Below are 17,704 nucleotides of genomic sequence, written 5' to 3'. Positions count from 1 at the left end.
TTTTTTTATTTTTTGAAGAGGTTTTTATTTTCTGTATTAAATACTTTCTTATTTAACAAGATAACTATAATTATTAAAACGAGTAAGAAAGTAACTAACGAAGAAACAGAAATGATTAAATCTTTTAATGAAATGGTTTTGTTAAAATATTGTCAAAAGTTATAACCTATTGTTGCTGTTTTAGCAATAGATAAAAGTGTTGCAAAAACATTTAAAATTAACGCACTTTTCTTTGAAGATCTTGCAGATTGTATTTGTACTAAATGTTCAATATATTGTTGAGAGCCCTTACTTAATTCCTCTAATTTTTTATGTTCAAATTTTTCTGAAATTAAATCAGCTAAATATTGAACTACTGAGTATCTAAAAACATTTGATTGATATAAAAGAGTTTTTCCAAATTCTTTATTCATTTTTTCAATGGCTATCAATTTGTTTTTTTTCTTTGAGTTTATCATTCCTTCATGTATAAGTAAAATCGTATTTAATAATGAAGCTTCCTTAAACATCAATTGTTCAAGAATAAATAAAGTATAATTTTCCGTATCAATATTAGCAAGAAAATCAATTTCAGAGAAATAATCAAAACACAAAATAAATGATCTTCTTGATATGTAAGCTTCATAAAAATCATACTGTGCAATATTTTCTGTAAGATTTTGTTTAATCATCGGACTAAGAATATTGTATGAACCGACATCACTTTCTGCATTTTCAGCCGCTAAAAGATTTTTAACTATCTTTTCATCAGGTTTTTTTCCAAAACACAATAAGCTTTTTGCAGGACCTAAAAATTTTATTTTATAATTCTTTTCAAAATAAAAATCTGAAGTGAATATATTAACACCATGCTTTATATAAAACATGCCAGAACTAAATTGATGTAATATTCTTGAAATATCTGCATCATTATTTTTCAATATTAAGAATATAGAGCCTAGTTTTGTCGATTCACTAAATGATATAACAACATTTAATGGGATAGTTTGTATGATATTTTCTTGTACTTCATTAGTTACAGTTAAAATACCATTTTTTGTATTTTCTCTAATTGGTGGATAATCATTAGTAAACACCATTAAATCAACTGAATCTAAAATTATTCTTTCAATTTTTTCACTATATTTAGCATCACATTCATATTTTGATTTATAGTCTAAATCATCAATTAGTGTTTTTATTATCATTTCATCTTGCTTATATTTTCTATTAGGAAATTCAATGTTATAACCAATAAATCTAAACGGTATAAGAAAATAACTATCATTAACCAATTTTCTTTGTTCTTTTACTTTTATGTTTATTAATTCTAACAAGTTTTTATTTGTCTCACTTTTAATAAAGTTTTTTGATTTGTAAAAATTAATTTCTTCATCAAAATCTGATTGAACACGGAATGATTTAATTCCTTGACCACAAAAGGTATTATATAATTTTGAAAACATTAAATCAGCAAGACCACCGTTTCTAAATTCCTCCAATAAAAATGTATTTGTAATTAATATTGATTTAGATTTTAGATAATCAACAATATTTTTTTCTAATTTTTCTATTTCTTTAAAATCATACCTATCGTTTATAAAAATAAAACTTGTAAAACCAATTATCTTTTTTTTATCAAAAAGTAATAAAAAACTAATTTTTCTATTGTTAACATCATCGCTTGTTAATTTTAATTGTTTATTTAATTTCAAAACATCATGTATAAAATCATCATTTTCTAGTTCATTTGAAAATATCAATTTAAGCATATTTACCTCTTTATTTAATTATTGAATTATTAGTTTATTTTGCTCGTTTAATGCATACTCAAGATTTTCATCAAGTAATTGATATTCATATTTATCAACATCAAATCCTGTGCTTCTAAAAAGAAACATAATAAACTCGTAAACCATTATCATGGCTTTAACGTCGTTTTCGCAATATTTTTTTAAGTTTACACATGTATCATTTCAAACGTTATCACCAGTTATTCCTGCATATCTAGCTATAGCTTCAGCCATTGCTGTCGAACCATTTTTAACAACCAATTCGCTATATGGAGTTATCTTTGTTTTAAGATCTAAATTTTGTTTAGTAATGAGTTTTTCTATTTTTTTAATACTATATTTATATTTTAATTCCTTTAAAAAAATCAATTGAAGTTTAATTAAATTAAAAGAATCTTTTTCCGTTCCTTTATCAATGATTTTATCATTATCAAAATCAAAAAAGTGAGCAACTGAATAAGAGGAATCTGTTCCTGGGATTTTTGTTGAAATTTGAAAACATTGGGCTAAATCAATAGTGTTATTATTAATTCACATTACAATGTTTTCAAATTTTTCTATTCCACCTATTGAATTTATATATTCTTTAAGTTCAATAGTTTCACTATTATTGAAATCTGAAAAATAGTTTTGCTTAATCAATTTAAGCATTTCTTCGTTTCTAGTATTTTCATATGACTTGTTAAAAACAACATAATTTGTTGCTTTTTCAGAATAAATGGAAATCAATACCTTAGCAAGATTAACTAACTTTAATTCTTTGAGTGGGTCAACAACCGTATTTATTATATTGGTAGTTCTTCCGTTAATTGTTTCTATTATTGAAACTTGATTAATTAATTGCTTATGTCCTCCTAAATTATCAATTAGAGGAATTGGAGATGAAAAACCTTCATAGTCATATCAAATAGTTCTTGCGTTTTTAACATGAATCTTTTTGATAATATTTAGAGCATGAAAATTAATTCAATTTTTTTGTTTATTAAAAAGTGAATTGCATTCCAAGACATATTCGTTGTTTGAAGAATAATTTCCGTTTATAAAATGATATGATTTTGCTAGTTTATCTTTTAGACCTTGACGATATAAATTAGTACTATAATCACCATATATATTTCCATAATATAGTGTAAACAAATGTTTTTTGATTTTTGATTCAAGATTATTGTCCGAGGTACAAAACGAGAATGAAGAACCAATTGTTTGATTTGTATAATCATTTGAAAGTTCTTTTTCACGTAAATAATCTTTTATTTTCAAAGCTGTATTTTTTTCAAATGAGTCAATATAAAAATCTATTGTTTGCTCAATTACATTTTTATAATTAGGCATGTTTATAACATTAATCATACTTTCAATTTTTTCTTCACTAAAAAGTGTTTTTGATCACATTAAATTAAATCCTAATTGATTGTCAGCTTTTTTTGTTGTTGGACCAAATGATTTATGAAAGGTAGAGTTTTTACAAAAAGTTAAGAAGGTTGCCGGTTGATTTGTGTATTCATCTTTTCATAAAACATCACCAGAATTAAATAAAGCATCAACAAATTTATTATCTGAAACCTTTTTACTTTGAACCGTTCTACATGAATAAGTTTCAATAAAATCAACTTTTCCTTTTTTAATGATTGAATTAGGATAAGGATTTTGAAGAACCAACGAAATGTTGTCAACTGGTATATTTAAATCTCTAAGTAAATCAAAGTAGAATTTTGCTTTGAACGCAGTTTCCATTTTAGAGGTTGATGAAAAAGAAAGCATAATAATTTTTTTATTTATTTTGTCATATAAAGGAAATGATGCATTAGCTAAAACTTCATTATTTTTAATATTAAAGGTTTTAGAAAAAACTGGATTAACAATAAGATCAACATCTTTAGATTTATAAAATTCAAGGGTTTGATTGCTTCTACCTTCAGTATTTTGTTTCAATGAAACATACTTGACTTTTTTATGGTCAATATTATTTTTATTTTGATAGTATTTAATAAATTGATCAACATATTCATCAAATAATTTGTTTTGAATTTCAATTGAATCATTATTTAGTTCAGAACCATCTTCTAGAAATTCTAAATCTCAAAATGAGTTTTGTTCATCTTCGTCATCATCATCTAATTCAACAGGTTCATAATCTGGATATAATGATTTAATTAATGAATTAAAGTTATCATCTAAGTTATTGAATCAAACAAGATATGGAACTTTTCAAAAACTTCTTAAATAAGAAGATTGGTTAAATTTTATAATCTTAGGCTTGTGCATCTTGATCTGCCTTACCTTGTACTTTTCATTTATTCAATAAGTCTTCTCATTCTTTTTCGTTACTACATTTTAAATATTCAACTAAGTCAGCATCTGTACTCAAATTATATTTAGGAGAAATGCCACTTTTAGTATACTTAATATATCATGCTTTTATCTTATCTATATCATCTTGTACTTCGCTGGGATTAACACTAAAATTATAGTTTTTTAATTTTCGATCATTGATTGGATAGTTTTCTGGATGTTCGTAATCACCACTTTCTTCAGATAAGAAAGTTACAATTATTGAATATTTATCAGCTCCCATTAAATAAGCATATAGTTGTGCTTGTTTTCTGTATGCAACAGGGACTTCTTTTTCTCATGAATCAATTTTTGAATCACCTGCAGTTTTAATTTCTAAAATTGTATTAGTTGAAGGTATGAATCCATCTGGAACTCCACCTAAAATATCATCCTTATTTTTAAAGTAATCATATTCATAATCAGCTGCTACATAGTTCTTTATGTCTAATTTTGGGAACATATTTCTTAATGCATTAAATACAATTGGTTCAATTAATGATCCGGCTCTTACATACTTTTGTTGTAACACTGGAAGTTTAATTTTTGATATATGACAAAAAGCATTAAACTGCGATTTAAATTTATCGGTTTCAAGTACATCAGGAATAGAACTTCCTCCTAATTTTTTAAATGATTTTCATTTGTCTTTTGTTTGTAATTCTTTGTGAAAATCTTCATTTAAAATTACAACTTGATTTTTTTCATCTACAACATAATGCTTGTTGTTGTAATATTTTCTTTTAGCCATTTTTCTCCTTTAATATATTATTAAATCATATATTAAAAATGTGTTAATTTGTTCTTTTTTTGTACTTTATGAATGTGAAAAAAAGCAATCCACACATTAATGGATTACTTTTAATCATTATTTTTTAACTATAAAATCAAATGAGATTTCTTTGCTTGCTTCTGTTTTTCCGGTAGCTTTAATTGTGAATTTAATAGTTACTCTTGATTTTGCTTCTTTACCTTCTTCAACTGGTAAATCTTCAGTTGTTACTTTTATTTCACCATTTAATTCATAACCAGTAGGTACAGTTGTTTCAAAATCTTCTTTTGTTAGTTCTGTAGATTTTTTATCTTTTGAAGCTTCTTTGATCTTTGCAGTTACTTGTGATGAATAATAATCTAATTTTTGTTTATCTGTAAAGTCAGCGTTAAGAATTATTTCTTGTTTATACATTTCTGAAAGTGTAGCAGGATTTTTTGTAATATCTTTTAACTTGAAGTAAAGTATTAACTTTTTATTAGCAGGATCTAATTCTATTAATACACCTTTCGCCTCTTCGGTTGCACCTTCTTGTTTATATCCAGCAACAATATTAACAGATTTAACTGATTCATCTGTTATAGTTTTATCTACAACAAATAGATTTCCTGTTGAATCTTTGGCTAAATATAGATTTGGTTTAGAAAAATCAATTACATCAAATTTAATAAGTGATTTGTTTGTTGTTCCTTCTTTATATGACATGAAGTTACGAGGAGTACATGCTTCAATTAATTTATCCAATGAAAAGCCTTCGTTTAAAGCAAACAATTTGTTTTCTTTAGCTAATTTTGTAACATCAGCATTAAAATCTTTTATTTGTTCTTTGTTGAATACAAACTCAAAAGTTTTAGATTTAACCCCTTGATTTTCTCCAAGCAATATTGTTACATTAACTTTTTCAGTTTTAGCTGTGAATGCTGGATCCGCAATAAGTTGAAGAGTTAAATTAAATTTGTGTCCACCTGTTTCTGTAACTACAAAATCTTCAATAGTTACATCCTTAGATAATTTGTCTTTTGAAGTTTGAACTAATTCTACTTTTACAAGTTTAAGTTGTTCTTCAACACTTAAAGCAGGTTTTTCTTGCTTAAGTGAGAATTTTTGTGTGAACATACCTGAGAATTTATCTTTATTTTTTGTATCTTTTAATTCAAAAAATATTGTTAGTTCTTCATTTTTTTCATCCAGATTAATGTATGCACCAAAAGCATGCACTCTACCATTATTTTCATATGGTGTAACAATGTCAAAATCAGCTACAGAAGTTTTTTTGATTGTTTCGTTCATATCTAGAATTACACCAGTTGCACTTCTATACATATGGATTAAATCATCTGTCGAAGCTTCTGGTTTTTGTTTAGCAACATAAACCATTTCAACTTCTGTTTCTCCAACCTTATTTTTTACAATATTTTTAGTTGTTCAAATTTTTTTAATATTTTCTACGGTTTGACCTTTTGCTAGATTAAATAATTTATTTTCTTTTGCTAATGCAACTACTTGGTTATAAACCTTATTTTCATTTGTATCTGTTCCAGTTCCGGGATTAGTTCCTGGTTCAGGTTTCGGTTTATTTGGTTCCTTCTTAGGATCGCAAGATGCAGAAATAGCAATAGGTGCTAGCGCAAGTGCTACACTTAAAAATCCTACTAGTTTTAGTTTATTTATTTTTTTCATATGTACCTCAATTTTTTTATATATTTATTATATTAAAATCAATGATATTTTTCAAAATTACTTTTGGAATGTAAAAGTATGTTCAACAACTCTACTTTTTATATTTTTAGTTTTATCAACAAGTTGTACTTTAATAGTTATAGTATTGTTTTCTTTGATAAATTCTATATTTTTATCTTGAGTACCTTTGAAATTAACATAGAAATCTTCTTTAGTTAAAGTGTCAAATGATCTATCTTTAGATTCTTTAAAAATTTCGACAGTACTTTGTTCAGCAACTAAGTCTATTTTATTTTGATCAGAAAAATTATTATTTGTGAAAACAAATTCCAACTCTTTTGAAACAGTTTTGTTTTCTAAATTATTTAATTTATAAATAAGATGAATCAATTTTTGATGAGCATCTATTGAAACATAAACACCTCTTTTATTATCTGTTGAATTTTTTCTAGGAAAAGGTACTGTTGTTTCAAAAGTACTTAATTGACTTCTTAAAATGTTATCTTTGAATTTAAAAAGTTTTTCATGAGTTCCTATTGTATATAATCCCGGTTCATCATTTTTATTTTTAGGGTCAGATAGTTCAAGAAATAAATATTTTTTTTCCGAATTTGTATTTGGTTGTGTTTGTAAGTTATCTTTCTTAAAATTATTAACAAGTTTTTCGATGCTAAAATTTTTGTCAAATTCAAATAAACCATTTCTATTATCAGAGTTATTTAGAGCTGTATCATAATATGATGTTATAACTTGTTTTTTAATATTGATTTCAATTTTTCTTGATTTACTAATTGCTTCATTTTCTTTATATAAAACAGTATTTATAATTACCTTATCATCACCTTCAGTAGTGTATTCATATTTAAAATTGTTTTTTGTTTTTACATCAGTTGGTAAATTAAAATCGAAACTGTTATCATCAATATCATATATAGTTTTATTTGAAAACTCACTCTTAATTTTAACATCTATTTTTTCTAATTGTTGATTGATTAATTTTGTTTTTTCGAAACTAAACTCTTGTTTGTAAATAGTTGGATCAATTTTATTTGTTTTAATATTTTTTAACTTAAAAAATAAAGTATTTTTAGCATTATTTATATCTAAATCCATGATTAAAGAGTTTTTTGGAGCATTACCTTTTAGCGTTTGAGTTGGATGAGCCATTATTAATTCAAAATCATTTAAATCACTTTTTTTAATACTTTCATTTAATTCAAAAATTTTACCAACAACACTGTGCTCAAAGCTAATTTGATTATTAGCTTCTTTAAAATTTACTACAAATAAATTATTATCACTTGAATTAACGATTAAAGAATCGGTTGCATCTTTAGTTAGTGTAAATAACGAATACTCATTAATATCTTTATTAATTTTAAACAAATTATTTGTTAAACTTAATTTTTTAACATTATCAAAAACAGAAGATTCAACTTTTGTATTATTGTTGTCTTTGTTAGTATCTTCGGTTTTTGAAGTTGTTGATGTACCGTTATCATTTTTAGTATCTTCGGTTTTTGAAGAAGTTGAAGTGTTGTTGTTTTGATTATTCGATTGTGTTGTTTTACATGATGAAGCTATTAAAATAGGAGAAAATCCTAGTAAAAATGAGCTTATAATTAAATTTATTTTTTTGTATTTTGATTTCATATTTTCCTTAAATAAAAAGCTATAAAAGCTTTTGTAATATATTATTTTAAGTAATTACTAATTACTGTTTTTGCCATTATTGAAACATTATCAAATTTCGGTACACCATCTTGATTTATTAGGACATCTTGTGGGATGATATAGTCAAAAGCAATGTTGACTAATTTATCAAATCCTATTTCTGTATTATTATCATCAATTCCTGGAACAAATTTTTGTGCGTCAAGATATTTTTCAATTCTAATAGCCGTTAGACTTAACTTGTTTTTCCTTAAGTCAAAAGAATTTTTAAAATTGTTAAAATTAGCTTTAAAGTATTCTAATTCATTTGGTAGTCTCATATCATCGATTATAAAAAGAGAATTTTTATTTTCAGTAGCCGCCTTTTGAGCTATAGTTGTAATTTTTTTAAATATTCTTTCGCTTCAAATGTCGATATTGATGCTTCTACCAACATCACCAAGTGCTATTCATAAAGGTCTGACTACTTCCTTATTTTTACCATCTCAAGAGATCTCATCGATTACCGGTTGCATAATTTCTTTAATATCGCCTGCAAAAGAGAATACGTGAATTTCTTGGTAATCTTTTTTGGATTGCTTAATTATTTCTTCACTCAATAATCCTTTTCCACATCTTCTTTTACCATTAATTAAAATAATGTTGTGTTTATTCATTTATATATACCTCTTTTCATTTATTAACAAGTTAATATATTATGCACTAAATATATACTTTTTGATTAAAAAGTTAAATAAAAAAACGCAAAAGCGTTTAAATATTAGTAGCCACCTTTAGATTCTTTTCCTTCAATTATAGCGATTGAACGACTTGTTCCAAAGCGAGTAGCTCCAGCATTATACATAGCAACTAAGTCATCTTTATTTGAAATTCCACCTGCTGCTTTAATTAATAATTTATCACCACATACAGATTTCATTAATTTAATATCATCTAATGTTGCTCCTCTGTATGAGAATCCAGTTGATGTTTTAATGAATTCAGCTCCTGATTTCATAACAATTTCAGTAGCACGTTTAATTTCATCCGCAGTTAATAAAGCTGTTTCAATGATAACTTTTAAAATATGTTTCCCACAAGCTGCTTTAACAGTTTTAATGTCATTTAAAACATATTCATCATCACCTTGTTTAAAACGACCGATGTTGATAACCATATCAATTTCATCAGCTCCATGGTCAATAGCTAATTTAGCTTCACCAGCTTTTGCTTGACTAATCATTGCTCCTAATGGAAAACCAATTACTGAAGTAATTTCAACATCACTACCAGCAAGTTTTTCTTTACAATATTTTACTCATGATGAATTAACACAAATAGTTTTAAATTTGTATTCTTTCGCTTCATTAATTAATTTATCAATATCTTTAACTGTTCCTTCAGGTTTTAAAAATGTGTGGTCAATTAATTTATTATAATTCATGATACTCCTTATTTTAATCTATCTAAGATTATTTTATTTTCTACTTGTTTTGATACTATTCTATATCCATTTGTTAATTCAGAAACCAATTCAGGATTAATCTTCTTAGATGAATATAAGGTAAACAGAGTATCACCTTTTTTAACTTCTTCATTTGTTTTTTTGTTGATTGTAATTCCTGCTTCAAAGTCAATATCTTCTTCTTTTGTAGCTCTACCAGCCCCTAGTTTCATAGCGACTATACCAAAAGTTAATGAATCAAAAATTTCCATGAATCCATCTTTATTTGATTTAACTTCAAGTTTATTTTTAGGGCTTCAAAAATTCTTATCATAAAGAGCTTTTGAATCTCCTCCTTGAAGTTCAACAAATTCATTAAATTTTTCAAGAGCCTTACCATTTGCTATAACTTCTTTAATCATAGCTAGTGCTTCGGAATTATTTTTAGCAATCTTAGCTTGTTGCAAAATTGTTTCACACGAACTAAAAACTAGTTCATTAAAATCAGCTGGACCTTGACCTTTTAAAGTGGCAATAGCTTCTAGAACTTCGTTCTTGTTTCCAATTTCTCTACCTATCGGTCTATTCATATTGGTAATTTCAGCTCTTACATCAACTTTTAGTTCTTTTCCAATATTTATCATTGTTTGAGCTAGTTTTTTAGCGCTTTCAAAATCTTTCATAAAAGCACCATTACCACATTTAACGTCCAATAATATAGCATCAGAACCTGTTGCTAATTTTTTAGACATTATTGATGAGGCTATAAGAGGAATTGATTCAACAGTACTTGTAACATCTCTAAGTGCATATAATTTTTTATCAGCTGGAACAAGTGAACTTGATTGTCCAATTACAGCAATTTTATGTTGGCTAACTTGTTTGATAAAATTAGCTTCACTCATTTCAACATTAAATCCCGGTATTGATTCAAGTTTATCAATAGTTCCTCCTGTATGTCCAAGTCCACGACCAGACATTTTTGCAACAGGAGCTCCACAAGCGGCAGCTATAGGTGCAACTGCAAGAGTTGTTTTATCACCTACTCCACCCGTTGAGTGTTTGTCAACTTTAATTCCTGGAATTTTTGATAAATCCATAACTTCACCAGAATGCATCATTGTTTTTGTAAATGTTGCAATTTCTTTTGAAGTCATTCCATTAAACATTACAGCCATTAGAAATGCAGAAATTTGATAATCTGGTGTATCACCCTTTACATAAGATGATATTAAGAATGAAATTTCTTCTTCAGTTAATTCTTTTGCAAGTCTTTTCTTTTCAATTAAATCTACTACACGCATGATTTCCTTATTTAACTAATCCTAAGGCTACTTCCATCATTTTTGTGAAAGCTGTTTGTCTTGATTCAGCACTGGTTTCTTCTTGAGTTATAAGGTTATCACTTATAGTTAATAAACAAGCTGCATTTTTACCTAATTTTTCTGCATTTGTAAATAATGCATAAGATTCCATTTCAACACATAAAGCATCTGTTGTTTGGATTCTTTGTTCTAGAGGTACTGATGAATAGAAAACATCTGATGAGTGAATTCTTCCTTCATGTAGTTTAACCCCTAGTTTATTAGCTATATCTCTAATATCATTATTTGTTTTTTTAGAAGGTTTAGCTATTTTTGAATCATCTTCTAAAACTAATTCTCTAAATGAAGAACTATCTGCTATTGATTCGGTTGCTAAAACAACTTCATATAAACCAAGATCTTTTTTATATGAACCAGCTGAACCTATTCTTACAATAGTATCAACATCATAAAATTTAAATAATTCAAATGAATAAATTCCTATTGAAGGACAACCCATTCCGCTCCCTGCTATTGTTACTTCTTTACCTTTATATTTACCGGTAAACATTAACATGTTTCTTACGCCATTTACTTGTTTAAATCCTTCATCTAAATATGTTTCAGCAATAAATTTTGCTCTTAGTGGATCACCTGGCATAATAACTATTTTTGCTATTTCATCTTTTTTAGCATTAATGTGTGGTGTCATAAATCTCCTTTTTTTGTTTAATACAAATTTGGTTAAATATTATTTAATAAATAACATTGTAATTTTACCATTTTATTCAATTTATAAAAAATATAAAATATGCAACCTTATACGTTGCATGTTAATAAATGCTTAATTAATCATTTGAAATATAGAAAACAGTTGTGTCATCATGATAATTAAAATAACTAATTACATTATCAAGATGTCTATTGGGATTGTTAATTCTATTGATAACTTCATGATTTGTACCAGTATAAATAATCATAATTTTTTTAATTTCTAGTATCGATGTTAAGCCAAGTGTTAAAATTTTTTGACCATTATCTAATTTAATTATGTCCATTCTTTTACTTGGGTTTAAATCGTTTTTCAAATATGCAAGTTGACCTTTCTCATCCATCATGCAAACCAACAAATCAAGACCCTTTCTAGATGAAATTTGCCTATCAAAAAGAAGTGAGTTATCGATTAAATTACCTTTTGTAGAAGGATAAAATACATCATTTTGACTTGAATTAATATGATCAAAAAAATTAGTTTTAAGATAAGTGTAGAACAAAGGAATTTTATACTGGTCATTAATAACTTCGCTTGAAATGAATCATTTTATACCAGGAAATAGATAATTATTTTTCGATCAATATTTTTGAATTATGTTTAGAAAAGGCAACAAGTTTTTTTGTGGAGTTATACAAAAATTGTAACTGCTTTTATTCATTGCAATTTTTGTAATATCACCTACAAGTTTTTTAACTAAGTCTGATGAATTAGAGAACTTAACCAATTTAACTTTCATACATACATATTTTTTCACTTTTTACCACTTTTACAAAAAAAGAGTTGATTTTGAAATAAAAAAACATAAAATGTGGAAAAGTTCCACATTTTATGAATGAATTAAATTACTTTGTGCTTTCGATTCTTATATTTAATCATAAAGACCGTAAAAACGATTGTTGCAATAACTATAATAGCTATTAAGGATATAATGATGATTAAATCATAGTTAACCAAACTTTCATTAATATTTGTTGTTTTTGCCACTAGTACGCTTTGCATACAGGCAGGGCAAGAACACGGTCCCAAATTTACATGTTCAATCATTTTACCTCCTAGATATTTTAATTATAAGTCTTTTTTTGTTCTTTTCTAATAATTCATTTTTTAGTATCAAAATTATAAATATTACTTGGTTGATTACTTAATTTACCAAAAAAATAAAATTTGCTTACTTCTTTAAAAGTTTTTTTAGCCCCTTTTAAAGTTAAAGGACTTTGACCAGAAATATTTGCACTAGTTAGGTACATAGGCCCATGTTTAATTAAAAATTTTTGCATTTTTTTTGACTTAGGGATTCTAAATCCTTGACCATTAATTATTATACTTGTTGAGCCGGGTCAATATTTCGAAGCAAACGCCTCTGCTTCTTTATTTCATTCTTTAAATTTTCTAATTTGACTCAAACTACCTGCAACTATCATTATTTTTTTGTCAAACGGTCTTTTTTTAAGGAAATAAATAGTCTCCAATGTTTCACTATTTATAGGACCACCTATACCCGATACAGTATCAGTTGTACATACAAAAATATTTTTGAAAATCATATGTATATTTTACAATAAATCAACATATTTATTTATAATATTTGTATGCCTGAATATCCAGAAGTAACAGTAGTGACAAATGCATTAAATGAAATTGTTAAGTTTAAAAAAATCAAGGAAGTAATTGTAAATTTAGACAAGATTATTAAAAATGTTGATGTCGAAAAATTTAAAAATACTTTAAAAGATAAAGTTATTTTTTCTATTGAAAATATTGGTAAATATATTGTAATAAAATTTGAAAGTGATTGAAGCATAATAGCTCACATGAGAATGGAAGGTAAGTTTTTTTATGAAACAAATAATTTTTTAAGAAATAAAAAACATGACCTAATTATTTTTGTTTTTGATGATGGAAATAAATTAATTTACAATGATACAAGGCGCTTTGGAACCATGGATTTACATTATGGTGATGTCAATAATTTTCCAAAGATTTCTAAGTTAGGAAATTTACCAAATCAACTTGATGCAAGTAAAATAATGGATAAATGTAAAAGAAAAACCACAGCGATTAAAACAACATTATTAGATCAGGAACTAGTCCTTGGGATAGGAAATATTTATGCTGACGAAATTCTTTATGCATCCAAAATCAACCCCCTTACAAAAGCTAAGGATATAAGTCTGAACCAATGAAAAACAATATTAAATTTTGGTCATACAATAATGACAAGAAGTATAGAATTAGGAGGTTCAACAGTTAATTCTTATTCTTCAATAAATAACAAAGAAGGTTCTTATCAAAACGAATTAAAAGTTTATGGAAAATATAAGGAATTTTGTACCACATGCAAAAGTCAATTCGAAAAAATAAAGGTAAATGGAAGAGGAACAACCTACTGTCCAAAATGCCAAAAAACGAGGTAATTATGAAAGATATATTAATAGTTATAGATATGCTTAATGGTTTTGCTAAAGAAGGTTCTTTGTTTTCGAATAATATTAAAAAAATTATTCCAAACATCGAAAAAGTTTTACAAGTATATAATGATAATCTTTTTATTTGTGATTCACATTTAGAAAGCGATATAGAAATGAAATGCTATCCATTACATTGTTTAAAAGGTAGTGATGAATCTGAAATAGTTTCAGAACTTAAACCATATGTAAAAAACATTCAATTAAAAAATTCTACAAATGGTTTTCACTTATTTGATAAAAGTATTATTCATAAATTTGATAGATTTATTTTAGCTGGATGTTGCACTGATATTTGTGTTTTACAATTCGGAATTTCTCTTAAAACATATTTAAATGAAATGAATATCAATAAGGATGTAGTTGTTCTAAAAGATTGTGTTGCAACCTTTGATTTAGAAGGACATAATTCAAATGAATTTAATGAATTTGCTTTAAAATTAATGAATAACTCGGGTATAATAATCAAATAATGAAAAGAACTGTTGATCTACATGGATTATATACTCAAGAAGCTTCAATTCTCATAATCCAAAATTTAAACGATTTAATAAACTATCAACTTGATGTTGTAACTTTTATAACCGGTAAAGGAACAGGTGCCCTAAAAAGTGAAATAGAACATATTCTATCTTCTTATGATGTTGAATGAAATTTAACAAATGCTGATGGAGCGTATGTCGTAAAAAGAAATTCGAGTATTGATATTTATGAAGACGATGATGAAATCGCTATGCAAAGTGAAATAGATGATCTATTTAAAAATGAAATGTTAGGAAATAAGTTTTAACTTATTTCCTTTTTATACTATGGCATAGTTAAATAAGTTTTTTATTATGCAATTTAAAAAATATATATATAATATTAACCATGATAAGAAAATCTTTTAAACAAGCAAAAGAAACCCTTAAAAAAGGTAATATCTTTATGCTTGCTGTTGCATTCATTTTAGGAGTTGTTTTCAACGCTGTTGTTTCATCACTTGCAAACGACGTTATAATGAGTGCAATAGCATCAAAACTAAACTTCGCTGATTTAGCGCAAATGAAATACAATGGTATTTTATATGGAAAATTTTTAGCAACACTTATTAATTTCATAGTAGTTTCTCTATTTTTATTCTTAATGTTATCTTTTTATTTCTTGATAGTTAACTTTAAAAATAGAAAAAAAGTTGAACCAGTTAAAGAAGCACCTAAGCCTACAACTGAAGAATTAATTTTGGAAGAACTAAGAAAATTAAACGAAAAATTAAACGCTAAAAAGTAAATAAAAAGCTCTTGGAGGAGCTTTTCTTTTTATTTATCAGAAGATAGATAAAGATAAAATATGGTGAATAGTAAACCTTGTAAAATCGTATAAGTATCTTCTATAATATCTTTATAAATATGATCAATTTTTTTCAAGATCATTAGATTTTTTAAAATCAATGTATATTAATGAGACTTTTGTTTCACTGGATATAAAACTGAGATTAATTTAGTATTTCCAAATGATGCTTTTTTGATTTTGTTAGTTTAATAACTTCATTGTGTATTAAGCCATAATTTTGACTATCATATTTTCAATGTTGAATATTTCTTTGTGGTAATGGCTTAAAACACCTTATTCAAAAATTATATAAACATATATTTGTAATTAAAAAATAAAAACTCTGATATAGAGTTTTATTTTTTAATTACGGTCATCAGACAAATAAGGAGGAATAATAGCATATGATAAGGCTAAATAGAATGAATAAACATCCTTAATAATATCTTTATATATTGAATTTATTATTTTTTCTGCTGAAAAACTAAAAGGGAAATTTATAACCATAAATCCTTCTGAACTATCTCCTGCTAAAACTATATAGTTCCCAATTAAAAACATACTTGTTTTAGAAAATAGCATTCCTTCTTGTTTTTTTCTTGTTTCCATAATTAACTCTTGAGTTAATGGAGTAAAGATTGTTCTAATTCCTATTTGATCGTTTGATTGTAAATTTGCTTTAGAATTGAACTCTTGATTTTCTAATTTTACCTTTTCAAAACCAATTGATATTGTATTGTTAAACAATGCAAATGGAACAAGTTTTTTAACTTCATCTTTTATATTGATAAAAACATATGACCTTCAACGGTTGTAAGTAGTTTTATTGTTCTTGTATTCAACCACTCATTGATAATTTATATTATAAAAATCAGATGAGTATTTATCGAATAATTTGAAGTTAAATTGATTTATTAACGTTTTTGTTGCATAATTAGGTATGTCTTTTGAAACGAAATTTTGAGTTCTCAAAAGACTAGCATTGTCTATGTCGCCTAATCCATCAAAACTCATTTGCGACGTTGCTTTAAAAGCTGTTTGATAAAAGTTTATTTTACTTAATTCTTTTGATAATTCTTTTTTTGTTCTCTTTTTGAAAAATTCACTAACACTTATTAATATTAAACAAGGTATGATGCACAGTATCAAGGCTATTGATAGATAAATTATATTAAAATCAGTTAAATACACTACTAGTAGAGGGACAAAAAATGCTAAAAATCCAAATAGAATTCCAAAAATGAAAATGATTTTCATATTTTTCATTTGAGTTTTTTTCGGTTCGTAAACCTTGTTTACTGCATCAGCTAATGAATCATAACATTTTTCTTTTACTTGTGTTTCGAACTCTTCAAAACTAACAACTTCTTTTACTCTTGCTATTGCCATGTTAAATTGTTAAATTAAAATTTAACATCTTTTCTTTCTAACTCGCTTGCTATAAATAATGGAGCAGTTGTTAAATGCATTGAATCGGCAACTATGCTTGAAGGTCAAACTGTAATTGCAGAGTTAAATTCATTTACATAACCATTATATAAACGTCTAGCAGCAGCGATTTCTCTTTCAATGTATATTGATTCTTCCATTGAATTTTTAAATAAATCATTTGCTTTTAGTTCTGGATAATTTTCGCTAACAGCAATTAATCTTCCTAAAACACTTGTGTTTAAGGCTTGTAGTTCATTTCTAACTTCCGGAGATTCATCAATTCTGGCTGCTATTGAACGCATTTTTGTTACATCTTCAAGTACATCTTTTTCATGTTTGATGTATGCTTTTACTTGATCAAATAATTTTGTTAAAGTAGCTGATCTATTGGTCAATTGAACGTCAATAGTTCCTGCCGCTAAGTTAATTTGATTTTGTAATCTTCTTAGTCTTTGAAATATTCCAATGTGGATAAAAATAGGTATGATAAATATAAATGATATATATCAAATTATTTTAGAACCTGTTGCACTTTTAGCTTGAATTGGTGTATTATCTGCATTAGGGTTAAACCCTTCTGGATTTGATTTTTTTGAGTTATCGTATAAGTTTCCCATAACTTCCTTTCATAATTTTACTACTTAATTATATAGTAATATGCTATACGTATAGTTATTTAGAATATTAAAGAAAATTTCTTGTTAAATAATGATAAAAAAATCAGAAAAAATGCTTTGTTTATTTATTTTTATGTTATAATAATTTA

At 25.9% G+C, this 17,704-nt stretch carries 18 protein-coding genes; 4 read left to right on the top strand and 14 right to left on the bottom strand.

All coding sequences use genetic code 4. From position 1 onward, the window contains the following. Positions 1-5: 5 nt before the first annotated feature. The 12 genes from MCRO_RS01240 to MCRO_RS01185 all read right to left on the bottom strand — a co-directional run bounded on the left by MCRO_RS01240 (position 6) and on the right by MCRO_RS01185 (position 13,275). Positions 6-1,751 carry a short coiled-coil protein gene (locus tag MCRO_RS01240; protein ID WP_013054629.1) on the bottom strand — a complete coding sequence of 582 codons (1,746 nt, stop codon included), beginning with the start codon at positions 1,749-1,751 and terminating at the stop codon, positions 6-8. An 18-nt stretch (positions 1,752-1,769) separates the two neighbouring features. Beyond that, positions 1,770-4,037, bottom strand: a complete 2,268-nt coding sequence (locus MCRO_RS01235; RefSeq protein ID WP_013054791.1) for a UU173 family protein — start codon at positions 4,035-4,037, stop codon at positions 1,770-1,772. Continuing rightward, positions 4,024-4,854 carry an MAGa7180 family putative nuclease gene (locus tag MCRO_RS01230; RefSeq protein ID WP_013054674.1) on the bottom strand — a complete coding sequence of 277 codons (831 nt, stop codon included), beginning with the start codon at positions 4,852-4,854 and terminating at the stop codon, positions 4,024-4,026. The genes MCRO_RS01235 and MCRO_RS01230 overlap by 14 nt, the downstream gene beginning before the upstream one ends. Before the next feature lie 117 nt (positions 4,855-4,971). After that, entirely contained in the window at positions 4,972-6,555 is a 1,584-nt protein-coding gene (locus MCRO_RS01225) for a hypothetical protein (RefSeq protein ID WP_013054242.1), read from the bottom strand. A gap of 57 nt (positions 6,556-6,612) precedes the next feature. Continuing rightward, the gene (locus tag MCRO_RS01220) at positions 6,613-8,208 is read right to left on the bottom strand and encodes a hypothetical protein (RefSeq protein ID WP_013054165.1); all 1,596 of its coding nucleotides are present in this window, start codon (positions 8,206-8,208) and stop codon (positions 6,613-6,615) included. 41 nt (positions 8,209-8,249) lie between these two features. Beyond that, the gene (locus MCRO_RS01215; RefSeq protein ID WP_013054171.1) at positions 8,250-8,885 is read right to left on the bottom strand and encodes a hypothetical protein; all 636 of its coding nucleotides are present in this window, start codon (positions 8,883-8,885) and stop codon (positions 8,250-8,252) included. 104 nt (positions 8,886-8,989) lie between these two features. After that, positions 8,990-9,652 (bottom strand): deoxyribose-phosphate aldolase, encoded by a 663-nt coding sequence (gene deoC, locus MCRO_RS01210; protein ID WP_013054244.1) that lies wholly within the window; start codon positions 9,650-9,652, stop codon positions 8,990-8,992. A gap of 8 nt (positions 9,653-9,660) precedes the next feature. Next, entirely contained in the window at positions 9,661-10,956 is a 1,296-nt protein-coding gene (locus tag MCRO_RS01205) for a pyrimidine-nucleoside phosphorylase (protein ID WP_013054669.1), read from the bottom strand. Positions 10,957-10,963: 7 nt separating this feature from the next. Beyond that, positions 10,964-11,668: a purine-nucleoside phosphorylase gene (gene deoD / locus MCRO_RS01200; protein WP_013054537.1), complete on the bottom strand. Its 705-nt coding sequence runs from the start codon at positions 11,666-11,668 to the stop codon at positions 10,964-10,966. A 136-nt stretch (positions 11,669-11,804) separates the two neighbouring features. Further along, on the bottom strand, positions 11,805-12,467 hold the full coding sequence (locus MCRO_RS01195) for a sugar phosphate isomerase family (protein ID WP_041594016.1): 663 nt from the start codon (positions 12,465-12,467) through the stop codon (positions 11,805-11,807). A gap of 101 nt (positions 12,468-12,568) precedes the next feature. Then, on the bottom strand, positions 12,569-12,775 hold the full coding sequence (locus MCRO_RS01190) for a hypothetical protein (protein WP_041594015.1): 207 nt from the start codon (positions 12,773-12,775) through the stop codon (positions 12,569-12,571). 17 nt (positions 12,776-12,792) lie between these two features. After that, positions 12,793-13,275 carry a Sua5/YciO/YrdC/YwlC family protein gene (locus MCRO_RS01185; protein ID WP_013054361.1) on the bottom strand — a complete coding sequence of 161 codons (483 nt, stop codon included), beginning with the start codon at positions 13,273-13,275 and terminating at the stop codon, positions 12,793-12,795. Positions 13,276-13,320: 45 nt separating this feature from the next. Here MCRO_RS01185 and mutM point away from each other — a divergent pair, with 45 nt between their 5' ends. From mutM to MCRO_RS01165, 4 genes are all read left to right on the top strand, one after another. Then, positions 13,321-14,145 carry a DNA-formamidopyrimidine glycosylase gene (mutM, locus tag MCRO_RS01180; RefSeq protein WP_013054276.1) on the top strand — a complete coding sequence of 275 codons (825 nt, stop codon included), beginning with the start codon at positions 13,321-13,323 and terminating at the stop codon, positions 14,143-14,145. Positions 14,146-14,147: 2 nt separating this feature from the next. Then, positions 14,148-14,669, top strand: coding sequence for a cysteine hydrolase family protein (locus MCRO_RS01175; protein ID WP_041594014.1), 522 nt, complete (start codon positions 14,148-14,150; stop codon positions 14,667-14,669). Continuing rightward, positions 14,669-14,986: a Smr/MutS family protein gene (locus MCRO_RS01170; protein WP_041594013.1), complete on the top strand. Its 318-nt coding sequence runs from the start codon at positions 14,669-14,671 to the stop codon at positions 14,984-14,986. Before MCRO_RS01175 ends, MCRO_RS01170 begins: the two co-directional genes overlap by 1 nt. Before the next feature lie 80 nt (positions 14,987-15,066). Next, positions 15,067-15,465, top strand: coding sequence for a large conductance mechanosensitive channel protein MscL (locus MCRO_RS01165; RefSeq protein WP_013054382.1), 399 nt, complete (start codon positions 15,067-15,069; stop codon positions 15,463-15,465). Positions 15,466-15,870: 405 nt separating this feature from the next. On the opposite strand, the gene MCRO_RS01160 is transcribed toward MCRO_RS01165, so the two are convergent. Then, complete coding sequence (locus tag MCRO_RS01160) at positions 15,871-16,896, bottom strand: DUF3137 domain-containing protein (protein WP_013054590.1); 1,026 nt, start codon at positions 16,894-16,896, stop codon at positions 15,871-15,873. A 14-nt stretch (positions 16,897-16,910) separates the two neighbouring features. Continuing rightward, positions 16,911-17,555, bottom strand: a complete 645-nt coding sequence (locus tag MCRO_RS01155) for a LemA family protein (RefSeq protein ID WP_013054224.1) — start codon at positions 17,553-17,555, stop codon at positions 16,911-16,913. Positions 17,556-17,704 lie beyond the last annotated feature (149 nt).

Origin of the sequence: Mycoplasma crocodyli MP145, assembly GCF_000025845.1 — a bacterium.
Lineage (GTDB): Bacteria > Bacillota_I > Bacilli_A > Mycoplasmatales > Metamycoplasmataceae > Mycoplasmopsis > Mycoplasmopsis crocodyli.
The sequence above is the reverse complement of the archived record's forward strand: the minus strand, read 5'-3'. Positions and strand labels throughout refer to the sequence as shown.